20 protein-coding genes are annotated in these 24,908 nt (G+C 55.8%); 13 read left to right on the plus strand and 7 right to left on the minus strand.

Going from position 1 to position 24,908, the window contains the following annotated elements; all coding sequences use genetic code 11:
• Positions 1-53 precede the first annotated feature (53 nt).
• The 13 genes from AB1644_09180 to AB1644_09240 all read left to right on the plus strand — a co-directional run bounded on the left by AB1644_09180 (position 54) and on the right by AB1644_09240 (position 15,001).
• Positions 54-1,505, plus strand: a complete 1,452-nt coding sequence (locus AB1644_09180; GenBank protein ID MEW6051215.1) for an AAA family ATPase — start codon at positions 54-56, stop codon at positions 1,503-1,505.
• On the plus strand, positions 1,502-2,608 hold the full coding sequence (locus AB1644_09185) for an AAA family ATPase (GenBank protein MEW6051216.1): 1,107 nt from the start codon (positions 1,502-1,504) through the stop codon (positions 2,606-2,608). The genes AB1644_09180 and AB1644_09185 overlap by 4 nt, the downstream gene beginning before the upstream one ends.
• A gap of 16 nt (positions 2,609-2,624) precedes the next feature.
• Positions 2,625-3,065 carry a type VI secretion system contractile sheath small subunit gene (locus AB1644_09190; protein MEW6051217.1) on the plus strand — a complete coding sequence of 147 codons (441 nt, stop codon included), beginning with the start codon at positions 2,625-2,627 and terminating at the stop codon, positions 3,063-3,065.
• 18 nt (positions 3,066-3,083) lie between these two features.
• Positions 3,084-4,508 carry a hypothetical protein gene (locus AB1644_09195; protein MEW6051218.1) on the plus strand — a complete coding sequence of 475 codons (1,425 nt, stop codon included), beginning with the start codon at positions 3,084-3,086 and terminating at the stop codon, positions 4,506-4,508.
• 53 nt (positions 4,509-4,561) lie between these two features.
• Complete coding sequence (gene tssD / locus AB1644_09200; protein ID MEW6051219.1) at positions 4,562-4,966, plus strand: type VI secretion system tube protein TssD; 405 nt, start codon at positions 4,562-4,564, stop codon at positions 4,964-4,966.
• A 62-nt stretch (positions 4,967-5,028) separates the two neighbouring features.
• Positions 5,029-6,783 (plus strand): phage baseplate assembly protein V, encoded by a 1,755-nt coding sequence (locus AB1644_09205; protein MEW6051220.1) that lies wholly within the window; start codon positions 5,029-5,031, stop codon positions 6,781-6,783.
• A gap of 6 nt (positions 6,784-6,789) precedes the next feature.
• Positions 6,790-7,164, plus strand: a complete 375-nt coding sequence (locus AB1644_09210; GenBank protein MEW6051221.1) for a GPW/gp25 family protein — start codon at positions 6,790-6,792, stop codon at positions 7,162-7,164.
• Positions 7,165-7,285: 121 nt separating this feature from the next.
• Positions 7,286-8,848 (plus strand): hypothetical protein, encoded by a 1,563-nt coding sequence (locus AB1644_09215; protein ID MEW6051222.1) that lies wholly within the window; start codon positions 7,286-7,288, stop codon positions 8,846-8,848.
• Positions 8,845-9,738, plus strand: a complete 894-nt coding sequence (locus AB1644_09220; protein MEW6051223.1) for a type VI secretion system baseplate subunit TssG — start codon at positions 8,845-8,847, stop codon at positions 9,736-9,738. Before AB1644_09215 ends, AB1644_09220 begins: the two co-directional genes overlap by 4 nt.
• An 84-nt stretch (positions 9,739-9,822) precedes the next feature.
• Positions 9,823-11,265: a hypothetical protein gene (locus AB1644_09225; protein MEW6051224.1), complete on the plus strand. Its 1,443-nt coding sequence runs from the start codon at positions 9,823-9,825 to the stop codon at positions 11,263-11,265.
• 16 nt (positions 11,266-11,281) lie between these two features.
• The gene (locus tag AB1644_09230) at positions 11,282-12,211 is read left to right on the plus strand and encodes a hypothetical protein (protein ID MEW6051225.1); all 930 of its coding nucleotides are present in this window, start codon (positions 11,282-11,284) and stop codon (positions 12,209-12,211) included.
• A 33-nt stretch (positions 12,212-12,244) separates the two neighbouring features.
• Entirely contained in the window at positions 12,245-14,434 is a 2,190-nt protein-coding gene (locus AB1644_09235; GenBank protein MEW6051226.1) for a GTPase domain-containing protein, read from the plus strand.
• A gap of 39 nt (positions 14,435-14,473) precedes the next feature.
• Entirely contained in the window at positions 14,474-15,001 is a 528-nt protein-coding gene (locus tag AB1644_09240) for a hypothetical protein (protein MEW6051227.1), read from the plus strand.
• Between the two features lie 205 nt (positions 15,002-15,206).
• Here the strand turns inward: AB1644_09240 and AB1644_09245 are convergent, their stop codons facing one another.
• From AB1644_09245 to mazG, 7 genes are all read right to left on the minus strand, one after another.
• Positions 15,207-16,838 carry a carboxypeptidase regulatory-like domain-containing protein gene (locus AB1644_09245; protein MEW6051228.1) on the minus strand — a complete coding sequence of 544 codons (1,632 nt, stop codon included), beginning with the start codon at positions 16,836-16,838 and terminating at the stop codon, positions 15,207-15,209.
• A gap of 14 nt (positions 16,839-16,852) precedes the next feature.
• On the minus strand, positions 16,853-17,986 hold the full coding sequence (locus AB1644_09250; GenBank protein ID MEW6051229.1) for a hypothetical protein: 1,134 nt from the start codon (positions 17,984-17,986) through the stop codon (positions 16,853-16,855).
• The gene (locus AB1644_09255) at positions 17,976-19,310 is read right to left on the minus strand and encodes a tetratricopeptide repeat protein (protein ID MEW6051230.1); all 1,335 of its coding nucleotides are present in this window, start codon (positions 19,308-19,310) and stop codon (positions 17,976-17,978) included. Before AB1644_09255 ends, AB1644_09250 begins: the two co-directional genes overlap by 11 nt.
• 30 nt (positions 19,311-19,340) lie before the next feature.
• Positions 19,341-20,405 carry a CsgG/HfaB family protein gene (locus tag AB1644_09260; GenBank protein ID MEW6051231.1) on the minus strand — a complete coding sequence of 355 codons (1,065 nt, stop codon included), beginning with the start codon at positions 20,403-20,405 and terminating at the stop codon, positions 19,341-19,343.
• Positions 20,406-20,483: 78 nt separating this feature from the next.
• Positions 20,484-22,220, minus strand: a complete 1,737-nt coding sequence (locus AB1644_09265) for a protein kinase (GenBank protein ID MEW6051232.1) — start codon at positions 22,218-22,220, stop codon at positions 20,484-20,486.
• 133 nt (positions 22,221-22,353) lie between these two features.
• Positions 22,354-23,664, minus strand: a complete 1,311-nt coding sequence (locus AB1644_09270; GenBank protein ID MEW6051233.1) for a hypothetical protein — start codon at positions 23,662-23,664, stop codon at positions 22,354-22,356.
• A gap of 432 nt (positions 23,665-24,096) precedes the next feature.
• Positions 24,097-24,897: a nucleoside triphosphate pyrophosphohydrolase gene (gene mazG / locus AB1644_09275; protein MEW6051234.1), complete on the minus strand. Its 801-nt coding sequence runs from the start codon at positions 24,895-24,897 to the stop codon at positions 24,097-24,099.
• Positions 24,898-24,908: the final 11 nt, after the last annotated feature.

Raw genomic sequence — 24,908 nt, forward strand, 5'->3', positions numbered from 1 at the left:
CAACTCACGCGGGGACCGCATCAAGACATTTTTAGAGAACGGAAAACGGCCATATGGATATTGCCAATTATTCCTCCGATTCGCGAGCCGTTATCAAAAACGCCCGGGAAATTGCCGCCTCTTTCCGCCACCCCGAAATCTATATCGAACATCTGCTCATCGCCACCATCCGGCATGAAGGGACCGAGGTTGAGTCTATAATCAACCAGCTTGGCAAAAACCGTAATTGGGTCGAATCCACTGTAGAGGAGTTTCTCAAAGAGCAGCCGTCCAAGAGCTCCGCTCGGGACAGCCTCACGGTCTCCCCGCCTGTTCAGGAAGTTCTTCAACAGGCGTCCGATGAAAAAGCGCGCCTGTACGATGCCCTGGTCGAGCCGCACCATATCTTCATCGCCATCTTCGATCCCAAATCCAAGCTGTCGGGCTATCTCCGCGACAAACTCGATATAGTCAAAGAGGACATTTACCGTGCCATCGCCGACAGCAAATCAGTAGCACAGATTGCCGGTTCGGTCTCCGCTGCGGGCGGGGTTGACGAAGAATCCAAAGGCGAGGTAGCCGGCACGTTACGATACTGTATCGATCTCACGAACCAGGCGGCCGCAGGCGAGTTTGATCCCTGTGTGGGCCGCGAGAAGGAAGTCCAGCAGGTTATCCAAATTCTGCTTCGCCGACGCAAAAACAGCCCGGTATTAGTGGGAGGTGCCGGTGTCGGCAAGACCGCCATCGTCGAAGGGTTTGCTCAAGCCGTAATCGAAAAACGGGTACCGAAGGCGCTGGAAGATGTCAAAATGATGCAAGTCGATATGGGGGCTTTGGTCGCCGGCGCCAAATATAAAGGGGAATTCGAAGAACGGTTCAAGAGCCTGGTGGGCGAGGTTGTCAAATCAGCCGGCAAGATCATTTTGTTCATCGACGAAATCCACACCATCTCAGGCACCGGTGGCGGCGGTGGCATGGATGCCGCCAATTTACTCAAGCCGCCGCTCGCTCGCGGACAGATCCGCCTTATCGGCGCCACTACGGAAGAAGAATACACCAAGCATCTTGAAAAAGACAAGGCGCTCGACCGCCGCTTCGAGCGGGTCAAAGTGGCACCCCCCAATTTCGATGAGGCGGTGCGCATTGTCCGTGGCGTCATACCAAAATACGAATCCCATCATCGCATCGCCTACACCGAGGCTGCGATAATTGGTTCCGTCAAATACGCCCAACGATATTTGAGCGAACGCAACTTGCCGGATATCGCTCTGGACATCGTCGATGAGGCCGGCTCGGAATTCTGTGTGAAAGAAGAATTTGCCAAAACGGCCATCCCGGCCATAGCATCGCAGATAACGGAAATCGAAAAACTTATCGCGGCATGCGACGGTAAAGACCCGGCCAAAGAACCCGGTCCGCACGAGAAGCTAACTGCGGCGTACGAAGAGTTTTCCCGCCAATTCGAACGGTTCAAAGGGTTCTGGGCACACCGACTGCCAACGGAAACGGGGGTGGCCTCATGAGCAAAACTCCCTTCAACCTCGAAGCCACGAGAAAGGACTTTCAGGAGAAGATCTCCACCTTCAATACTCTCAAGGGCGTTGTTGAATCGCTTGAGAAAAAGGTCGATGATGCCGATATCGCTGCCGTGGTCGCACGCCGCACCGGCATCCCCCTCTCCAAGATGCGGACAGCCGAGAAAGACCGCCTGCTCAAAATGGAAGAATTCCTATCTGCACGCATTATCGGACAGGATAAAGCCATCAAGGCTATTGCCAACGCCGTTCGCAAGGCTCGAGCCGGATTGAAACTCGCATATCGGCCGGTCGGCTCATTCCTGTTTCTTGGCCCTACCGGCACCGGCAAGACGTATCTGCCCAAGCTTCTGGCCGAGTTTTTGTTCGATGACAAGAACGCCATGGTGCGACTGGACATGTCCGAATTCATGGAAAGCCACTCGGTAGCCAAAATGATCGGCGCTCCGCCCGGCTATGTTGGGTACGAAGAAGGCGGACTGCTTACCGAAGCCGTGCGGCGCAAACCGTTCTCTATCGTTTTGTTTGACGAAACCGAAAAGGCACATCCGGATGTGTTCAACATCCTGCTCCAGTTGCTCGATGACGGCCGTCTCACCGATGGACAGGGGCGCACAGTGGATTTCTCCAACTGCATGGTTGTCCTCACCTCCAACTACGCGGCGGATATGATCCTCGACGCAGACCGTGAGGGACGCGAGGTGGACATGGATGCGGTCCGCAATTTCCTGTTCAAAAAGTTCCGCCCCGAACTGTTGAATCGCCTCAACGACATCATCGTTTACCATTCGTTTAAGCCGGAGCAGGTGGAGGTGATTGCAGGGTTGGAGTTCAACAATCTGAAGGCGATGCTGAAGGATCAGGATATCGATGCCACCCTGAGCCCGGCCGCCAAAGCGAAACTGGCCCGTGACGGCTATACGTTCGAGCTCGGCGCCCGCCCCATTCAGCGCATTATTGAAAAAGACATCATCAATAAGTTGTCCGTGGATATTATTACCGGAACGGTGGCATCGGGGGACCATGTCATGATCGATGTGATCAACGATGCTTACGTATTCACCAAGAAAGAGCAAACGTCAAAGGCATAGTGCACGGGAGGCCCATATGGCCAAATTCATTCTGGGCGCATCGGAGCGAGTCAAGAAGGATGATTCCATTCCGGTCGAGCTCCTGCCCTCCAACAAGATTCTGTATGCGGCAAAGCTGAACAGCGAACAGGACGCAGACGTCACGCCCACCCGCTGCAGCAATCTGAAAGAAGTGTTCGAGAAGTTCCGCCCGGAGTTCTCCGCCGAGATGGAGGACCCCGAAGGACAGCAGGTCAATGCGACCTTCGAGATCCGCGCCATGAAGGACTTCACGTCCAAGGAGTTGATCGAAAAGAACGACCATCTTTCCAAGACCTACTACGGCAAAGCGATGATGGACGATCTGGAGACTCAGCTCAAGAAGAACAACGCCCTGAAGAAGACGCTCGAAGACAAGAAGAAAAAGGAAGCGCTTCTCAAAGTGGCCAGGTACTACATAGACCTTCTCAGCGAGTGATGGAAAGGGAGTTAAATCATGGGTGATCAGGAAAAACTTCAGCCGCAGGCCGCCGATGCCGGCCAGGCTCAACAGGAAAAGCCACTCGCTGAGAAAATGTCCGACAAGGAATTCGCCTCCATGCTCGGCGATTCCTTCGGCGATTTTAGCAAACTGGCTGCATTACTGCCGTCGTTCAAGACGGCCGATGGCGACCTCGTGCGCGGGGTCGAATGGCTCGATCCAAAAAAAGACTTCCAACGAAAAGAGTTTCTCACCAAGAAGGAGTTCGCCAAACAGCGTTCCTTGCTGAAGGAACGACTCAAAATCTGGGTTGAGAACCTCGGCAAGTCGGACAATCTGGACGCCATCCGAAAGGACCTGGCTGAAGGAGCCGCCAAGCTCGAGCAGAATCTCTCCAAGAACATGCGCCGGGTCCACGAGGCCAGTCGTGAGATTGAGACTACCTACCGGGCGATCGACAAGTTCTTCGCCAACGCCCAACAGGAGCCGGACGAAAAAGTGAACGTCTTTTTCGCCAATGTCAGCGCCGAAGAGCTTTCCAACCCCGACGACAAGGAGAAATTCGAGAAGCTGGCCAAAGCCGTGGCGGACCTGTACCGCGAGTGGAGCATCAAGGAGTGTTTTGCTATGGCGGTCGTGCCGGGCTACCTCGGTAGTGTCGAGAACATCGACACCTTCGCCCGCCAACTTGGCTTGCCGAACAAGGTGCACGTGCTCACGGACCTCCCGAATTTCGAGAAATTCGAAGAGGTCATGGACATGCTGGAGGACCCCAACTACGCCAACCTCCCCGGCATCGACAACTACAAGCAGTATGTGTCGGTATTTGCCAACTACGTCCTGGCACGCAGCGCCAACCAGTACGAATCCGACGACATGTGGATTCCCCCGTCGGCAGTTGTGGCCGGCAAGATGTACCAGGGAGATACAACCATTGGCATGCAGCAGCCGATGGCCGGCTTCAAATACGGCAAAATCAACGAGGCCAAGTATCTCCGCTTCAAATGCAATCAGCCGGATGCCAGCAAGATCAATGAGAAAGGGATCAACCCGCTCGTCGATTTCGAGGGCACGGCGGTCGCCATGGGCGCGGCAACGCTGTTCACCAAGGAAACGTTCAACGTCTATTCGATCCGACGCACCTACGACTATGTCTACAAGACATTGCGCAACTACCTCAACAAGCAGACTTTCACGGTCATCGACCAGAAGTTCATCGATACGATGCGCAAGGATATCGACCTCTTCATGAAAGCGATCTCTGGCGGCGACAACATCCTGCAGGATTACAAGGTCGAGATCTTCGCCGATGAAGAGATGCGCAAACGCCAGGAAGTCGACGTCAAGGTAAGTCTGAACCCCAAGTATCCGGCCCGGAGCTTCAACATCGAGTTCGTGGCCTGGAACGAGGACAACAAGACCGGCGTCAAAGACAAGTGAGATTCGACCAGAACGAAAGTAAACATAAACCGTAGTCTCATAGGAGTTTCAAGATGGCACGGAGACCAGTACTACAAATCGACGGCGTCACGTACAAGAACGTGTACCAGGTATCGTGGGAGCTGTATACGTCCAAGGACAACACCGGACGCCCCGCCGATCGCGCCCACGCCGGCGTAATCAAAGTGTGGCGTGAGTCCGATGAAAACGTGGATGTCGCCCGCTGGGCTATGGATTCCAGCCAGCCCAAATGGAAAGCCGGCAAAATCCTCTTCAAGAGCCCCAATGACGCCACCATGAAGGAGTTGGCATGGGAGGAGGGATTTGTCACCCGATATGAAGAGATAATCCCGCACATCAAAGATCGGCCGGATGACCAGGTGAGCGAGTATTTCGAGATCTCCGCCCACAAGGTCAAGATCGGCGACGCCGAAATCGACAACCGGTGGGAAGAATAGTCTGAAGTTCAGGGCGAAAGGGCAGGACTTTCATGCCCTTTCGCCCCGCGAACGTCCCCCCTATGGACAAGCAGACCGAAGAACAGTCCGCCCCGCTTATCCAGACAGCGGCCATCTGCACCATTCGCCTGAATGGCCAGGAGATGAAGCATACCGTCTCCAGCGTGCAGTTGGACCAATATGCACACACCCACCACGTGCTCAAAGTTCGTCTGCTGCACGTCGCACAGACCGCCTCGGGTCGCGATATCTCCGACCCCACCCCGTTCGCCGGATTTCTGGGCGCCTCAGTCGGGCTGAATATCAAACCGCATGGTGGCATGGTCGACGCATCGAGGGAGCTGGAGTTTGTCGGGGTGGTCACTCAAGTCGATGTCGACAACAGCATTGACGGGCTCAACAGCGTACTGATCACCGCCCACAGTCCCACTATCGCCATGGACGGCGCACAGCGGAACGCTTTTTATTACGAGCAGTCGGCCAGCGACATCATGGGGGCCATCGTACAACGGTACCCCATTACGTCCGGCGCCATGGCCTCCACCTCTGGTGTAATGAAGTTCTGCGTTCAGTATGGTGAGACCGATTACCAGTTCATCCGTCGTCTGGCCGGAGGGAATAGCCTGTTTGCATTCTACGATGGGCGCAAGTTTGCGGTCGCCAAGGCAGGCAGTTCCACCACCGATGAGCTGGTCTGGCGGGAGACCCTTGGGGCCTTCAGCGTTGGACTCGGGACCGGTTCCTATCAGTTTGAGGGACAATCGTTCGACTATATCCAGAAGAAGATCGTGTCGGCATCCTCAGGAGCTTCATATCCGTCCGTATCGGGCATGCTCAAGAAATCACCGGACGCATCAAAACAGATATACACAAATCCAGGCACCTCACCCCTGGAGCCGCAGGTCCCGGACACACGCACGTTGGAGTCGCTCTTGTTGGCCCGCAAAGGTGACGTCCTTGGCCGCATGATCGTCTGCACCGGCACCAGTATTGTTCCGGCGCTGTCGGTGGGTCATTGCGCTAAGATAAAAGGAATGGGGTCGGCGTTCGACGGCACCTATTGGGTAAATAAGGTACATCACACAATTGATGATAGCGGCAAATATCATAATACGTTCGAGGGGACACCGCTGGATTTGGCTCACCCATATAACAGCCCCTCGCTCCCCCCAATCACGCACCTGCAGACCGGTCTGGTGACCGACAACGATGACCCTGAGGGACTCGGCCGCGTCAAAGTCAAACTCCCCTGGCTGCCCGACAATGACACTCCATTCCTACGCATCGCCTGGCCCGATGCCGGCAATGAGCGCGGATGGTTTCTCATGCCTGAGGTCGATGACGAAGTGCTGGTCGGATTCGAACAAGGGAATCCGGATTCCCCCGTGGTCATTGGCTGCCTCTATAATGGGAAAGACAAACCGGCCGTAGCGGGGGGCAGTTTTCTCGAAGGCGGCAAAGTAAAGATCAAGGAATTCAAAACTCGCAACGGCAACATTGTCAGGTTTACCGATGTTGACGGCGACGAGCAAGTCGAGATCCTGCAAAAGGACGGCAAGAACAGTATCACCATGAAAGTGAGCGGTCCGTCCATCATGATCGAGAGCAAAGACGGAGATATCACGATTAAGGGGAAGAACCTTACGCTCGACGGCGACACCATCAAGTTGAATACCAAGCAGGATATCGGGCTCAAGTCCGGGACGGATCTGAAGATCGAAGCCGGCGCCAACCTGACTCAAAAGGCAACCGCCAACATGGAAATGCAGGCGTCGGCGCAGGTGACTGTCAAGGGCGGAATTGTTCAGATAAACTGATTCTCCATGGATTATCTCGCGCTTCCCCTGATACTCAACGAAGGCTACCTGTCCCGGGCGGATTTGCATCAATCCATCCGCCTCTCCATCGGGCTGATACTTTCCACCCGACCCGGCACCATTCCGTTTCAACCGGACTTCGGCTGTGTGATTTGGGATAAGGAATACTCGGACCTGTATACGTCGAACAAGGCAGACATCCGGTCCGGAATCCGCAATGCCATCGATCGATTTGAAAAACGCCTGTACAATGTCTCGGTGACTTTCGCGACGGAAGCGGTGGATGCTACGCACCCACTTGGTATGAAGATCAAGGTCAGCGGGACCTATCGCGACAATGGCGATGAGAAGCCGTTCGACGAAACGTTCAATGTAGGATAACAACGTTGTGACCCCTCCTGGTTCTCCAAGCGACCGCGCGCGAACGGCCGAAGAAATTTTCTCACAAATGCACCGGGAACTCCGTTCCTGGAACGACCGGTTTCCCGAGTCACCGGAAAGAATGGACCCGATCCTTCGGATGATGCTGCAGCTGTATGCGAGTCAGCTCGCACAGATCGACAGCCGTATCGATCAGACCTGGGACAAAGCCGTACAAGCGCTCCTCAAGTCCGTGGTACCGGAAAGTCGGCGCTGGCCGGTACCGGCCTACACGGTAATGCGCTGCCAACCGCGAGACCCGGTGGTAGAAATCGATCCATACACCCGCTTCTTCTACCGCGAGCGCCGTGATGGCGGCCAGACCTTTTTCTTCTCCGCCACACGCAAAACCAGACTCTTGGCGGCACACCTCCGACATTTGATTTATGTTGATGGTAGCTCCGCCCGTGACCTCATGCAATCGGCTGATGGGCGCCCCGTTCGCGTGATGGCCGGTGCCACCAGCTCGGAGACCGCCAACGTATACGCGGCGATCGAGTTCGCCGGGCAGCCGTCGGCGCTTCGCAAAGCCACTTTGTACATCAAGGGATCGCGGGAGATCGCACGGCAGTTCCGGTGGGCATACTGGCATCCGTCGAACGGGACCGGACAGTTCAATGAACAGAGCTGCTTCTGCCCCGGTCTCACCACCACGATCGAAAATCTGTTCCCCGAAACTGACGGTGACGCCGACTGGGGCGGGCTGCGGACAACCGCCGATCTGTTTCGATCTCTTGAGGATTACTTTGTCGTCCTGCCGGAGCAGTTCGCCAACGACTGGCAAGTATGCGCAGCGCCGGAAGAGATCCGGACCAGCCTGACTCGCTCCGGCATCCCGCCGATTCCTCCCGACCGCCGGTACTACTGGATCCGCCTGGAGCTGCCGCGAGGTGGCGACAGGCTGGCGGTACAACCTCCCATCGGGCTTTATCTGGACAGCTTCATCGCCCTCAATAAGAACGAACTGCGTTTGTTCAAACACACCGGCGGCAACCGTCTGATCGAGATCGAACTCCCCGAAGAACTCAGTGAGATTCTCGAATTGTCGCAGGTAACCGACTCGCTGGGACGCGAATATAAGCCCCGCCACGAAATGACCGGTGAAACCGGTAAACAGCAGTATGCGGTCGAAGAGCGCGAACGCCGGCTGGTCCTCTGGTTTGATTTCTTTAACACCCTGGAGTCGCCGCCCGATGCGCTGACCGTCACCTATGCCATCACTGCCGGAACCGCCGCCAACGGCATCGAGGCCGGCAAGATAAATGAACTGTATGAAAACCACCCCGGTATCCAATCGGCCGAGAATCTGATCCCGACCGCGGGAGCGATCCCGGCCAAGACCGATGCACAGGTTGTCGATGAGATGAGCGCCCGCCTGCGCAACCGCAACCGGGCCCTTACGTTTGATGAGATTGCGAATTGGGCGAAGACATTCGACCCGCGAATTCGAGACGTCGTTTGCGAGAACGGCGTCGAGCGCGGCGAACGAGGCGTGCACCGGTGTATCCGCGTCCGCGTATCAGTGGGAGCTGATGATCTGTATTCCCATGATGAGGCCCGTCTTTTGAAATCCCGCCTGCATTCGTTTCTCAAAGCCAGGTCCGGTGTCAACACGCAGTTCGCAGTGGAGGTTGCCGCGGCATGAGTCAGACGACGCAGGCACTGATGCCGGAGTTTTGCGACCGGCATCGGCCCTTTCATTTCACCACCGCATTGAGTACGCTGGCCGGGCTGGGGATCGACCTGGCTCGTGTCGACCTGATGGCCGTTGGGCGCTACGCCAACTATCGGGGCGAAGTCCACGAGCAAACCCCGCAAGCAGGAACTGAGCTCCGAGACGACGTTCGTATCGCTCTCAAGATCGGATGTTCGAGTGCGGTCGATTTCATGCCATACCAGTTCTTTCAGGGAGGTGAGCACTGGGAGGAACGTGCCCGCGCCCTCCAGTCCCCTTTCGACGGCTCCGTGATACGACATGCCGCTATCGCTCAGAATCTGGCGATGAAATTCAACCTTGGTATGCCGGATCGAAGGCACCTTGAGCGGTTGCTCGGCCTGTTCCAATGCCACCTGGAGGGCTCCGGCGGCGACACGGCCGAATCATTGGCCTGGGTGCGCATCCTCCCTACCTTTCATTTCTGGTCCGGCAATGCCGCCTTGGTCGAGCGGATTCTTCATTATTTTTTCCCCTGGCGATTTCGGCTCATCGAGAATGTCGAGCGTGGGTTCCCCATACCGCTGCACCTGACGGAACGACTCGGGTCAAGCGGGGCGCGACTCGGACGTTCCGCGGTCATTGGCAGGTCGTTTCGAGAATGCGACTCTGGTTATGAATTGGTCATCGAGAATGTCCGACCCGGCCAGGTCCCGCACCTGTTTCCGGGTGCTCCGGTGAGAAAAAAACTGGAATGGCTGCTTTCTGTCTGTATGCCCGGAAACCTCGTCGGCACCATACGAGTCAAGGTGGCGGACCGTGGGGTCAAACTTGGAGCGGAACATCGGCTCGGCTATGTGGGGTACGCAACGAGGCTGTGAGCACTGTACAGGACGGTTACTACTATTGAGCTTGATAGTGGGCGGCAGGGGCTGTAGATTGGACCAATTATCAGAGGCATGATTATGGCTGACTTTCGCTTATACTCGGTGAACTGGCAGGACGGGATGCTGATCACGCGGCAGCATCTTAAGGACCAGGAATCATATTTCGAAGAACTCTCGCGATGGTACGCCGCCGGTGTGGCGGACCACTACGGGCTGGTGCGCAAATCTCTCTCGGGGAAACCTGCCCTCAGCATGAACATGTCCCTTCAGGGGAATAGGCTGGTGGTCGAGGTATTGCACTGCGAAGCGCTTACGCCCGACGGCAGCTTTGTCCAGATCGCCGAGGCCTCACGCAACATCGTTCGCGCGGAAATGGCCGTCGGCGAGTCGACCGTACCTGTCTACTTAACGGTCGATATCGCCGCCAGAAAACAGGTGGGCGAACCGGACCCGGCTGAGGATATCCCCCGCGTGCCCTACCTGACACTGGACTACGCGCTGCACCTCGGCACACGACCGAACGTCCCGGAAGGACAATGCCTGCAGATTGCCGAATTGATGATCGCCGGCAGCGAGGTAACTCATTCTCCCGCCTATTACCCGCCTTGCCTGAGTGTTAATGCCGACGAGCGTCTTCTGCAGCGGGCCACCGAATTCAGAAATCGCCTTGAGAATCTGTTGTCGCTCGCCTCGCGGGCCTACCTGGCCGTACCGGGGGCGTTGTCCGGAGAAAAAACCGACCTCCAGGCTGCATTCAAAGACACTATCTACCAGATCGTCTTTCATCTGGCTTCCAGTATAGACGAGCTGACGCTTGGCAGAAATGCTGTTCATCCGGCGCATCTCGTAACCTATTTCAAACGGCTGTTCCGGATCTTTTCGAGCCTGTTCAATCTTTATCCCGGCCTTCGCGACTATCTGAATGAGCGATTCTTTACCAAAGAACTGAACACCGATATCGGGCGCTTCATGGCCTCGGTCGATGCGTTCATCCTGACTGAGTACAACCACCACGATGTCGGCGGCCACCTGAACTCCATCGAACAGATCCTCGGCGTTCTCCGGGGCATACTGGCCTATCTTGCCCAAATGAAACCGACCGACCTCGGACGCGATGCCGTCGCCAGTGATACCCTCACGTATCAGGGCAGAACCTATCGCATGGTGACATATGGCGCCAATCGACTCGAGCAGGTGGGTGAACTAAGCTATCTGGTGATTGAGATCGCCGAGCCGCGCGCGATCGCCGATACGGTCATCCAACTGGCCAAGGACTTGCACACCGCGGCCGAATGGACCAGCATGCAGGTGCGGCTGGGATTGAACCAGGCACGCGGACTGGGTGAAACCGATCCCGTCGATGTCGACACCACAACCTTTGCCAATAAAGTGGCGTTCCGACCGCAGGATATGTTCAAGGCGCCATCGGTGCGGCAGGTTACCCTCATTTTCCGCGGCCTGCGCCAGCCGGAAAAATTCGCCAAACTCGGCAAGATGGACCTTGTCGTGTACGCAATGTGAAGACTGAGTAGAGAGTATGAGTGCAGGGATAAACGAGTATATCGAAGATCTGTTCCGATATCTGGAAACATACGAAAAAAAAGCTGCGTCGTTCGAAACCGAGGCGTTCTTCCAGACCTATAATGGCATCTCGGCCGTCTTCCAGGCGCTCCGACAGCAGCGCGACAAAGCCATAGCAGTCGATCAGTTCTTCCTGGAAAAAATCCAGTTGACGCCTCTCAATAGTTCTGACCTGCGACAAATCACTATTCAGATTCTGATCACTAATTTCGAATCGGAGGCGGATGTCGACGGTCAATCCAACCGCTCGTATCTGTATTGCCGCGGGTTGAGAAACGTGAAGCAGGACGTGCCGTATTTCGAAAACACGCTTGCACCGCTGCTTTTCCGTGAAGGGAGCCTGAACAACAACAGCCGCCTGAACGCCTTCCTCCTGACGGAAATGGCCAGAATCATCAATACGTATGGGAAGCGAGTGCAGGCGGGGCTCACACCGGAAGAGTTCGGTGCCATGTCGGACCCGCTCAAGTTCCTCGAGCTGGCGCGGCGGCGGCATGCCCTGGGACCAGAATTGCTCAAGGACCGGACCACGCTCGAGTTCCATCTCCAGCGCGTGGACACGTTCTCCAGGCTGCGCGAGAAGAGCAGGTTGTTCGAATACTACCTCATGCAGTGGCAGTATCTGGCCACCTCAAGCTTCTGGAAACGGCTTCGTCAATTCTTCTCCGAGGCAGGCGCCAAGCTCGGCGGCGCGTTCTCAAGCTCACGCTACACCGGGCTGGTAATGCGGCAGCGCAACCCCGCGTACTTCTATTACACCCTGATCATTCTCATTTCGATATTTCTGGCGATCTGGATTCCAATGCGGTGGCACAAGTACAATGATACGAAACTTCAGCAGTTGCAGGAGCGTGCGGCTCAGCCACCCGGCACGATGAGCAAATAGGGACATACGGGGTCCATAGTTACGGAAACGGCAGTGAAAGCACAGAAATTACTCAAGATATTCAAAAAGAGCGGTGGCAAGGGGGCGACGAAGAAGGCCGATGGCGGCTTTAGCTGGCCTTCGGGCGTGCGAGTGGGCGTGTATGGCCACGCTAACGCCGGCAAGACGGTTTATTTCACCGTTCTCAATGAGGATTCAAAGGTCTCGAAGGATCTGCAGATCTCGGTGATCGACAACGCCACGGCCGGGGAATTTTTGTCGCATTACCGGTCGATCTGGGGACTTGGCTCCCAATCCGGTGTTGGTACTGCTGTCGATCTCCGTGGAGAGAAGAGATTTCCGGAGCCGACAACCGGCGAGCGGCTGCTTTTGTTCAACGCCATTCTCGACCGTTCCACCAAAGTGCCGATCGTGACCTACGACTACAATGGCAAAGCGGTTTCCATATCCGAAATGCACGAATTGCAGGAAAAAGTGGCCGATTTCATGACCGGCTGCGATGGCATCCTGTTCTTTTTCGACCCCAAAGTACTCGGCGCCGAGCTTGTCAGCCAGGCGCACGTGGCATCGTTCGTGAACATGCTCGAACGGCTGGTACCGCTCAAAGCCCGTCTGCCGATACCTATCGCTCTGGTCGTGACCAAGGCGGACATTCTCGATGGTTTCACCGGTGAAAGCCAGGTTATCCTTGTTTCGCCGGAAGATGAGAAATGCCTGAGCGAGGATTTCGAGATGTTCCTCGAACGGGTACTGAGCAGCAATCGGGTGGCCTCGAATCAGGCATGGGCAGGTACCGTGCGTAATGTACTTGTTCGGCTGCGCGAGTTCCTCAAGGTCGTAGTTGGGCGCACTCTCGATTTCCAGGTCTTTTTCGTCTCCAACACCGGTCAGACCCCCGAGCGGATCGGCACCGATGTCGGCCGATCGATCTACACGCCACCGGCCAAGATTCGTCCGGTCGGCGTTAAAGAGCCGTTCCATTGGCTTTTGTCATCGGTCATTCGCAATCGCAAGATTTCGCGCTTCCGCGCGGTCGCCAAGTTCGTGGCAACAGTTTGCTTTATATGGATACTGATTTACTCTCTACCACATATCTATCATTACGCCTGGCTGCTGAATCGAACAACCGGTCTGGAAGATCAGGTACTTGCCTCCCGCGGGAATAACATTTTCAATATTCCCCCGGCTGAGCGCAGTGCCGTGCTCAATGCCTATGACAACTACTACAATTCCAAGATGGTAAGATGGCTCTTCGATGATTTTCGTGTGCCGGCAAATCAGATTCGCACGCGCTATCGAAACGTCAGTGAAGCCGGTGCCGTGGTACAACTGAATGACGCCGTGAAGCAGTTCTCCGAGATAGTCCGTGACCAGAACCTCTGGCCCAAACCGGACCTGCAGACCAACACTCCGGCACTGACCGATCGCCATAAACAACTGGAGGCCGAACTCTTGAGCTTCCAGAAGGGAGACCAGACCACCCCCTTGTATCGCCGGTCTGTCCGAGTCCAGAAATACTGGGAGCTCTTTAAGAACTCCGTAGTCGACCAGACCGATACCACTGTCTGGAGCGAACTGGTTCGCCTGGTCCAGCAGGAAGAATCGACGTCGGCAAGAGAATTAAGTGAGGAAGAGAAGGACCTCGGCCGGGCCATCAAAGAGAGACGCACGAAGAAAGTTGCGGTCGCACAGGCAAAAGAGGTCAGCAAGGATATTGGCGGTTTCACCACCAGCATCAATGCCAACCTCAATCCCAGCTTCCGGCTTGACACAGCGGTCACACAGCTTCGCACCCTTCGCACTCAGTTCGAGCAGGCCGGCGATGACGCCAATGTGAAGATGATCGACGCGTATCTGACGTCCGCTGCCCGTTTCAAACAGCGCCAGCGATACACGTGCAAGATCGAAACCGTCCCCGGGACCGGCCATTTGCATATTGAGGTTACCGATGCAGGCCGCGATCCCTCCTGGGGCGAATTGACCCAGATATTCGCCAAAGACCCGGTAACGTTTAGTTGGAAGATGGGGGACGATATTCACATTGCGCTGGACACTTCAGCGAGTGTCTGCCAGTGGGGCAAAAACCCCAGTGATGAAAAAGTGCTGAACGGTGACTATTCGCTGTTCCAGATGGAAGGCCAGATCAGTTTTGACAATGTCGGCAAGAAAGTGGCCATTAGCTTCACGCCGCCGTTGACAGACCAACTGCCAACGCTTAAATAGAGCCAAAGGCGGAACATCTTGAATCGAGAGGAAACGGTTATGAAACCCGGCTATATGACAAGGTTACTGGCAGTGGCGCTCGTTGGCGCTTTTGGCCTATGTTTGCTCAGTGGTTCCACAGTTCTGGCCGGCAAGGTCCAGCTGCCGGCAGGACAGGCCATCAAGGTCAAAATTGACTCCGCGCAAAAGGTCTCGTCCGGCTCCCTCAAACAAGGGGACAAGGTCAAGATATCACTGGCCGAGCCGGTGGTTATCGGCGGCGTCACAATCGTCGAGGCCGGTGCGCCCGGTACTGCTACCGTGGCTGAAGTTCAGAAGGCCGGCAAGCCGGGCAAGGGGGGTATGCTCAAACTGAAATTCGAAGAACTTCAGGGGAAAGGAAGTTTCAAACCGGCCAAAGGGGCAGGTATCAAGCTCGATGGCGAGGCAGTCGCCAAGGGCGGCAACAAGAAGATCATCTCTTTCATCCTCGGTTTTGGCCTGTTAATCAAGGGCGGACAGGGACAGTTTGCCGCCGGAACAGTTCTCGACGCCAAAATCAAAGAAGCGACGATGCTGGAGAATTAGACACAACTCCGGGCATGTGGAAAAAGTGTAGGGTCAAGTCATTGCGAGCGGAGATGGACCGCCACAGCCGGGACATCGGAGCGTGGCAATCTCGAAGTTGCCAAGAAGGACCAGCCGATGGCTGGTCCTTCTTCTTTTGTCGCTACGTCAACACGATGCAGCAGCTTTGCTTCGATCGCCTCACTTCTATCGAAGTAATGGACGCCTATTGACGGATTGCTTGCCCTCCTGTGGCAGACTGCGTTTTCCCTGACACGAACACAGGAACCGGTCCTGGTGGCGTGACCGTAATGAGATTTCTGTAGGTGAGCACCGGATAAGTTGTCCCAGGAGCCAAGTCACAGACGTACCACCATTCGCCGGTGCCTGCCGGCGGCACATCCCAACTCCCGTACCTTATATTTCCCCAATATAGATCCACATGCGCACCACAACCGGCGAGCGGTGCTTCCAACGACCAGTTTCGCACAGCGAACTTGGTGGGCAAGTACAACGAATAGATCGTTATGGTCTCCGGACCAAAGTATTCCAAATCGTCTCGGTCCAAGTGCGCGAATGGGGCATTTAGTGAGTCACCCTGTGCGCCTTGATATACTAACATCGTGGCGGCAGCCGCCTCCACCCACAGATATGCGTCGAGATCTTTCGGCGTCTCTCCCCACGAGAGCACAAACCGGAACCTGTTGGCGGGCAATTCCTGGGTCAGGACAATCGGCGCCAACCGAATGGAACTTCGGAAAGTGCGATAATCATAGAAGGTCACGTATCCGGCTTTGCTGACAATTACCTCAAAATTCCCTTCAGGAATGCCTGTGAGGTGGTATTCCCCCTGACTATCAGTCAGAACAGAATCACCCAGAGCATTGGGCCGGTTAGCTCGCTCCTGAGATTGAGTGATAGTGACCGTCGCATTTGCCAACGGCTGACCGGTGAGAGCATCAAGAACCCTTCCGGTCACGTCAAACGCTGCCGTCAGATCGTACCCAACAGTAAGTAAGCACCCGCCCGAAAACAGTATTGGCCAAGGGTTGGGCGTTTGTCCGACCGAATCCCTGAGGAGATCAAGGTACGACACCGCCAACATGGTCGAATCGATTGCGCCGGATGGAAAGTAGGAAGTGAAATATAGTTTCGCCAGCGTGCCCGACCTTCCCGTTTTGAATAGGCCATTCGGCGGCGCCTGCTTCGGGGACAATGTGAACGTCACAAACGTCTGACTGGTATCTGGGTAAGAGGAGAAAGTAAGAAACGCCATATCGAGATCGGAACCAGCGCTGGCGCTGTCGAACTGCATGATTGACGGGTCGTAAGTAACCCGGTAGATAATTCCCGTGTATCGTGCTGTATCATACAACCTCACCGACACCGAAAACGTATCGTACGGCAGCACATGCTTGAATCGGGGCGATATACGAATCATCGGCTTCACCGGTTGAAGCGATATCCCCACCGCATTCCGCTCCCCAGCGATGACATCAATCGTGTCAACACCCTGGTAGAGAATCACCTCTTCGAGCTGGTCCGTGTACATATACGTCGAGTCAAAACCCTCCACCGTGAATATCCGTCCACGTCCTGCAGGCACATCGATAGATCCCACCAGCCATCCGGCGCTGTCCGTGAGAATCAGCGGCGGTTCGAGCCGCCAGTCCGGACCCTCCACGCGCAACCGGAAATACATCGAATCCTGCGTCTGTGGCGAGACAATCTGCGCGCTCAGGCCGATGATGCCAATATCCTTCCGATTGCTGTTGATCCGCTCACTGCACGACATCATTGCCGCGACGGCGGCCAACACGACCAGCGCTGTGATCGAAACGAGAATGGTTCTTTTCATTGCTTTCTCCTCCCTCACAGCGCCAGTTTCAGGTCAGTGTACAGTTGATAGCCGGTGATATCCATATCCCCGCCATCGGCCGAGCCGGTGTAGTACGTGAAACCGATATCAAACAGCCCCTTCCCCAGTTTCCTTCCAAAGGCACCACCGATTCCCAGAATGTTCGAACTTCCCAGTCCCTCGTCCGCAGGCCGCTCGTCTTCTCCGACGAACCGAATGTCCAAACTTGGGCCGGCGAACCAGTTCGGCCCCAGATATTTCATGACTGAAAAACCGGCGTTGAACTCGTTGCCGAGAAGTCGTAGCTGCTCGCTGATCGTCTCGTCGGCCTGATAGCGCGTATTGCGTCCGCGAAGCAGATACCCAAGGTCAAGACTGGCCGCATACGATTCTGCCTTTTCGGTCCTGACGCCGAACTGCAGCTCGGTCTGAGTCCCTTGCTTGAACGATTTGGAGCCTTTGTACTTGTCGGCAGTGTACAGCGTGAAAATCAGATTGCCGGTCCATAACCAGCTGCCGCTGCCGCCATCGAGACCGCCGTTGACGCTAATCCAGTCGCCGGGGTCATACTTATCCGCCCCTTCGTAGGGCGTGTACTTGCCATTGAACTGGTACATCAGACCGGCGCCGGCTCGCACCGAGCCAAGCATTGTCGCGCCGCCGACAAGACCGTTAAACCCAAACCCCTCGCCCAGACGGCGCACCGGAAACGACAGGAAATTCTGTGTCAGCAGTTGCAGGACGTTCCATTCCTCATCGAAGGTCAACTTCTTCTTTCCGGTCGGCAAACTTATTCCACCGCTGATAAGCAAATGGTCATCCGAAAACGAATGGCTCACCTGGGCGCGGACATCGCCGATCCCCGTGAGTTTGTAATCGTTGCCCGCAACCGACAGATCACTCGAGGCGCTCGCCAGATACAACTGCGCCTCAAAATTCTCCCCAAGCGGCACGAACGACGTGACCGGGAAGGAATACTGGTCGACCTCGGTCTTGAAGGTGTCCGATTTGATCTCCCAGTGTGTCAGCGTCAGCCGCGTACCTGCCGCCGCCGGTTGACCGTAGATAATCTGTCCCTGTGCTGTCGAAGCACCCATGATAACGAGAGCCGCGACAATCACACACAATGCCCGTAGCTTACTTGCCATCGGTCGTCCCCCTTATCACCACCGTGCCAGTCCCTTCGATGGGCGGATTGATAATCACACGCGGCGAACCCGTGAATCCGGGGATTGCACCGCCGCGATGGAGAATGTTGTTCAGGCGGACATCCAGTCCACCCAAGTCGAGCCGCCTGCCCGCATCTGGCGAGGATTCACCCCTGCCGCCTGTACCCTCAAGCACCGCGGCTTCAAACGGCGGAAAATCACCGCCGCCAGGTGCCGGTGGCGGGGCTGCGGCAGCAGCCATAAGACTCGACTGATTCGCGGCCTCTGTAAACCCATTATCCTGCGCCGCAGCGTTGTTGAATTCGGCCTTCGCCTGATCAAAGTCTCCCCTGTTGCGGTAATCCAAACCCCGACAATATGCGATGAACGCCAGATATGATTCGGTCGGCACTTTGGAAATGGCGTCGCGCTCTTCGGATGTCAGCGTGATCCCCATCTTGTCCAGCACGGAAAACACAAACTGCTTCTGAAGTTTGAAGAACGCCTTGACGTCCCCCTCCGATGCTTCCGGGTACTTCAGCGAACTGTCAGTAGTTGTAATGACGGCACCATCGAGGCGAATCTTGTCTTCCCCGGCACCGATCAACGTGCCTGTCACCACGCGTCGACTGCCCAGCAGCTTCCCCACTCGCGGGGCCGTGCTTTTGTCGGCGGCTGCCGATTGTCCCAGCTTCAACTCGTCCAGGATCAGGTCTATCTTCAAACGATCCACCACTCTGAGTGATCTCACCTTGGCGAGATCGATCGACGTAAACTCAGCCAGTCCCGCTCCAATCGGCGCCAATTCAGGCTGAAGGCGGGAACCGTCGAAATTAACCACCGCAATCGTGTTCTCCGGTATGGTATCAGCCTTGATTGTCTGTTCGTTCTGAACTGCGAGCACCGCATCCTCTTTGAGCTTCTGCGACATCAACAAGTCGAGCCGTGCTCGGACGTCCGACCGCAGTTTCCCCTTGGGATTCAAGTTCAGGGCAGCGGCGTAGGCATCGATGGCCTTTCCCATCTGCTGCTGTTTCTCAAACACCAGGCCCAGATACATATTGGTTTTGGCGTCCGGTGTGATGCGGGCCGACTGCATCAGCGCATCTTCGGCCTTAGGCCAGTCCCCTTTTTTGTAGAACGCCAGACCAAGCTCCCGCCATGGTGCGGCACTCTTGGGGTTCTTCTGGATCTGACGGTAACAGGCGGCGATCTCCTTGTCGGAAGCATCCTCCCCGACCGGCGCTGCTTCCTGCGACCAGGCCATCCCGGCGACCGCCACCAGCACCAGAGTCACCCAGAGACCAAGAATTCGTTTCTTCATTCTCACCTCTTCGTGTCCGAACGGCTCCGGTCAACCCACCAACGGCCGATACAGGTCCATTTTACGCTTGGCTTCGACAAACTTCGGGTCCGCCTCGTACGCCTTTTTGAAATTCTCGTAGGCGTTCTTGTAATCGTACTTGTCCATGTAGTCGAGCCCCTTCGAATAGAACGTGGTGGCGTCCGACGAGGAGGTACCGCCCTCCTGCAGAAGCTGGCGCGCCTTGTCACTCAGTGTGACATCGAGCTTCTGCGACAATTCCGCCACCAGCCCTTTCTCCATATCGAAATAATCCGGCTTCCCTTCCTTGTCCACCGAAGCGACTATCTCCGATGTCTCAACCTTCACCACTCGCACCACCATGCGCGTGGTCCGCTCGTCGAGCTGGGTGATACTCCCGAAAACCATGTACTGCGCGCCGAGAATCTTGCCGACGCGCACCGCGGTGGCCTGGTCCACATTGCCGGACTGCTGCAGTTCGATTTCCTTCAGCACGAAATTGATCTTGTCACGCTCCACCACTTTGAGATCGCTGACCTTGGCGAAATCCATCGCGAACATGTCCGCCAGCCCCTTGCTGATCAGACCAAGCTGCTCCTGGTATTTCCCGACCGAGTAATTGTCGAACTGCATGATCGCAATCGTCTTGACAGTCGGACCTGCGATCTGATCGGCGCAGGTCAGCATACCTGCCGCCTGGGTGATCCGATACCACCGGTCGCGCAACTCGGGAGGCCAGAGCTCGCGCGGCAGTCTGAGTACGCACGGCCCGATCTTGGCCATGGTCTCCAGGTACGACACCGCCTTGCCGCGATACTTCTCGCCCATTCCGTAGGTGAGAAGGCTCAGCGTCTCGTATACAGCGATACTGTCACCCTGGGTGAGGTCCTTCCGCTTCAACTGGTCATTGGCGATCGCCAGACCTTTTTCGAACTCCGCTGCCGCGTAAAACGACAGCGCCTCGGTCAGCTTGTCGGCCACCGACGATACCTTTGCTTCCTTCTGCGCAAACGCATTCGGCGCCACCAGCCATGCGGCCGCGAGGGCCACGATGAGAACACCCCACAGCTTCCCTGGATGGATTCTGGTACTCATAACGGCTCCTTATGAACAGATATAATCAGATGTTTGACTTTGACCCAAAATAGCCATTTTGGATGCACAAGGAAAGATTTATTCCGCGAAATTGAATTCCACTCGCACGGTGCTGTCGGGAGCTACCTGCACATCTTTCGAAAGCTCCCGAACCTCACCGCCGACATCCAGGAAGGCACGAATGGAATGAGCCCCCGCCGAAACCGAATACGTGTTGGGCGTGGGGCGTGCCTGCAGCTCACCATCGATATAGATCTGCGCTCCTACGGTCGGCCGCGAGCTGATCCGCAACTCTCCGGTGGCGGATGGCGTGACAACTTCCGTCCGCTCCACTTCCGGCGTGAATGTGAATGCATAGGTTCGGCGTTCGGTCTCACCTGATGCCACATCCACCGTATCAACCCGCACCCGCTCGACCGCCCGTTCATTCTTCACCATGATGATATGCGTACCGGCGGTTACCGGTACTGACATACCGGGGACCGAACTCCCCTTCAACACGCCGTCAACAAACACATCTCCTCGTGGCCTGACACTGATGGCCAGCGTGGCCATGGCGGGCGGCGTACCGTCTGCGGTTACACCTTCGACAGTGTAGGTCACCACATGAGTGTCCCGTAGCGAGGCATCACTGTGGTCGGTCGCGACAAACGTGATACGGTGCGCCCCGATTTGATTCTCCGACGGCGTCCAGTCGAACAAACCATTGGCGGGTGCAAAGGTCGCGTTATCAGGCAGATTCTCTGCGCTCAGAATCGGATTCGTCTTGTCCTCATCGCTTGCAGCAATTGCAAATCGAAGTCGCGCGCCCGGCTTCAGGGTCTGGTCCGCTATCGCCATGAGCTTGGGCGGATGATTCACACCCGGTTTGAGAAACAGCCAGCCGCCGACCGTCGCAACCGCCAGCACAACGATCCCCGCGAACACGGGGAGACGAGAACGCCCGCGACGACCCTCGCTTCCGCTCTTCATGACAGCGACCGTCTTTTCGGGCGCAGCGCCACCATCGACAGGAACCGCCTCCAGCGCCTGTTTCATGGCCAGAGCTGATTCAAAACGCGACATCGGGTTCTTATCGAGTGCACGAACTACGACCGCCTCAAGCTGCTTGTGGATGGCCGGGTTAAGCGAGCGCGGTTTGGGTGCTTCGGTAAACAGCTTGGCATCCCGTAGCGCAAACTCGTTGTCCCCTTTGAATGGAAGTTCCCCGGTCAGCATAAGATACAGCGTCGTGCCGAGCGCGTATATATCCGCCAGAGCGTAATTCGTATCCTCTTTGGGATTAAATTGCTCGGGTGGCATATAGGCAGGCGTGCCACAGGTAGCTCCTGCCATCGTGAGATTCGGGTCGGTCTTGCTTTTAGCAATTCCAAAATCGATCACCTTCACCTGACCCTGCTGATCGATCATGATATTACTGGGCTTTATGTCGCGGTGGTTGATCCCCTTCTCGTGAGCAAACTGAAGCGTATCGAGCACACGCGTGACAATGCTGATCGCCTCCGGGATCGGTATGCGTCCTTCCCGGGAGATGCGATCGTCAAGCGAGACGCCATCGATATACTCCATCGCAATGACCGTGTCTTCGCCATGACTGAAGAAATGTTTGATACGGCAGATGTTGGGATGACCGTCGAGGAGCGCGAGCTTGTCCGCCTCCTGGCGAAACCGGTCACCGAGACTCGGGTCACCGAGTATCTTGAGAATGACTTTGAGATTCGGCACATTCTGGTGCACGGCCAGGTACACCTTGGCCATGCCTCCCGCGCCGATCTTTCGGAGGACCCGATAGTCCCCAATAAACTGTTCGCTCATAACTCGTTAAATATATATGACCGTGTCTTGAGACGTGCAATGAAAAACATGTGCGAATGACCAGTGAGTAACACCGGAAAAACAAAGGGCAGGAGCGTTAGCTCCTGCCCTTGAACTATCTCGCCGAATGCGATTAGAACATCTCGTACAGGACGGAGACCTGGAAGTTCAGGTGGTCGGCTTCATCACTTCCGGAGATGAAGTTGAAACCATCCAGCACGATCTGCGGATCGGTGTAAGTGTCGATATGCAGACGATTGAAATTCAGACCAACGCCGAGGAACGTCGTGTTCTCGGCCCAGTTGCTCTTCACCTCGTCATAGTTTGAGGAGTACGTCGTTGATCCCTGGTCCCATTCAGCCTTGAAGGACTGCCAGTCTGACGTGGCTCCGAGGCGAACGTCCATCCAGTTGAACACTTCGCCCTCAAGCCCGATCCTCCAGTACGGAATATTGAACGTCCGCTCCTTCTGGTCGTCACGAGGGCTCGAACCGCTCGTGCCCTTCCACGCAATATCGGTGTTCTTGACCGAGCGATACTGAATCCCGAAGTCAAGAACGGCCAGGACGTTGGTGGTCGGCATATACTGCATACCGCAGCCCAATTCGAACGCGGCCTGCTTGCTCTTTACCCGGATGCCATTGTCATCAACCCACGGATCATCGGCCCAGCCGGCGGAATCGACCTTCTGTCCGTGCGAGCCGAACGTGGCGGCGGCATGAGGCACGAAGTTGATGGTCGGGTTGTACTGGTAAATATACCGGCCGCCAATCATGAAGTCGTAATAACCATCAGGCTCGGTCAGCTTGTATCCCAGCGGCGACTCGTCTGTCCAAGTCCCCATCGAGTATGAGATCGCCACGTCCCATTTCCCGTCCTCAGGAGTGAGCCCCAGCGCCACCGTATACTTTGAGAAGCTGTACTTGGTATTCAACGTGTCGTCCCATTTACGGCTGTCGCTACCGTGAGAGTAACCAAACCCGAATCCGAACTGGGTCGTCCCAAACTTCCGACCATACAGCAGATCGATTCGACGGTTCGTGCTCCGGGTATTGATTATCACATCGGACGGTTTAGCCGCGCCGTATTCGTACCACCAGTAGTTGCTGGTAAAACTGTAATTGGATATCTCGCTCGTCGAATATGTCGATGGAAGATCGTCCGGACCGAGCGAAATGTACGTACCAAGTACCCAGGGATTGCTTTCACTGAATTTCCAGTGAATGCCGAACTGATAGAAATCATCGAACCCCTGATAGTTCTCCATCTCGGCAATGCCAAGGTTCGGGTACTGGTTGATCCGGCTGGGATAGAGCCAGATGTTGGCATCGTCCAGCAGGACATTGTTGTTGTTGCCCATGGTGAGCACGCGGGTCCGCGTCGCGAACGCCATCGAACCCAGAGCAAACACCAACACGAGAGTGAGAATTAGCAGTTTTCTCATTGTTCCTTTTCCTCTATTACAGTTGGTTTTGATGTCAAACACTCGATACCCCCCAATGTCATCCTGACACCGGTTAAGGCATCCCTTGCCCTACGTTTCTTTCGCTTCCTGCCCTCCTTTCCGCGCCAGAGTACGTATAGCGCCACACAGCTAAGCCGCCTGTACGCCCACCCTCACTCCGTCACCGGAGCCGAAACAGACGTAAACGCGACTTGTGGAATCCTTTCAAGCTGGGCAATGCTATACAATTATCAATTCCGATTCAAGTAAAAAAACGCACAAACTGGTCAAACACAGTGCTCTTTTCCTTTGAACGGACGGGGCTTATTATCTTATTGTCCCTCAATACGTTCCGTCGGAGTATCTACTGTCGGTCCGGATTTCGTCGTCAAGATCACGAAAGAAAATCGTGGTGTTCGGTCAAATACAGAGCTATTTCAGCCGTTGCCAAATGGATTCGAGTTCTTGCAGCGAGTAGTCGTCGAAAGCCCGGCCGCTCGCCCGCACTTCGTCCTCAAGTCTTCCGAACCGATCTCGGAACTTATCAAGCGCCTTCCTGAGAGCGATCTCCGGCTCGATTTCCAGCTTGCGCGCAAATGATGCGGTCGCAAAGAGCAGATCACCGATCTCCTCGGTCATGCGTTCCTTGTCCGGTTTCGCACTGACTGTCAATTCCTTTCGGCATTCCCCGAGTTCTTCCTCGATTTTGTCAACCACATCGCGGGCATTTGCCCAATCAAAGCCAACTCCCCCCGCCTTCTCTCCCATGCGAAAGGCCATCGTAAGCGCCGGCATCGTACGCGGCAGTCCGCCAAGGACCGAGGGCTTCTCCCCCGTAGTCGTTTTGATTCTCTCCCACTGATCCCGGACTTCCTTGGGATTCAACTCCTTACGTTCGCCGAAAACATGAGGATGACGGTGAATGAGCTTCTCCACAACACCCGCAACAGCGTCATTGATCGTGAACTCCCCTCGTTCGGAAGCAAGCTGCGCGTGGAAAACGATTTGAGTCAAAAGGTCTCCGAGCTCTTCCTTGAGATCTTCGAGTTTCCCGGACTCGATCACCTCCACCACCTCGTAAGCCTCTTCGATCAAATACGGCAGCAGACTATGATGAGTCTGTTGACGGTCCCAGTTGCACCCCTCGGGCGAACGGAGGATTGCCATCACCAGCACAAGCCGCTCGAACGGCGTGAGGTTGGGGTCATTCACCCGATCATTGAGGTTGTTCATCTGCCGAGATA

The sequence above is a fragment of the Candidatus Zixiibacteriota bacterium genome, from assembly GCA_040753875.1.
In the GTDB taxonomy this organism is placed as follows: Bacteria; Zixibacteria; MSB-5A5; order GN15; family FEB-12; genus DATKJY01.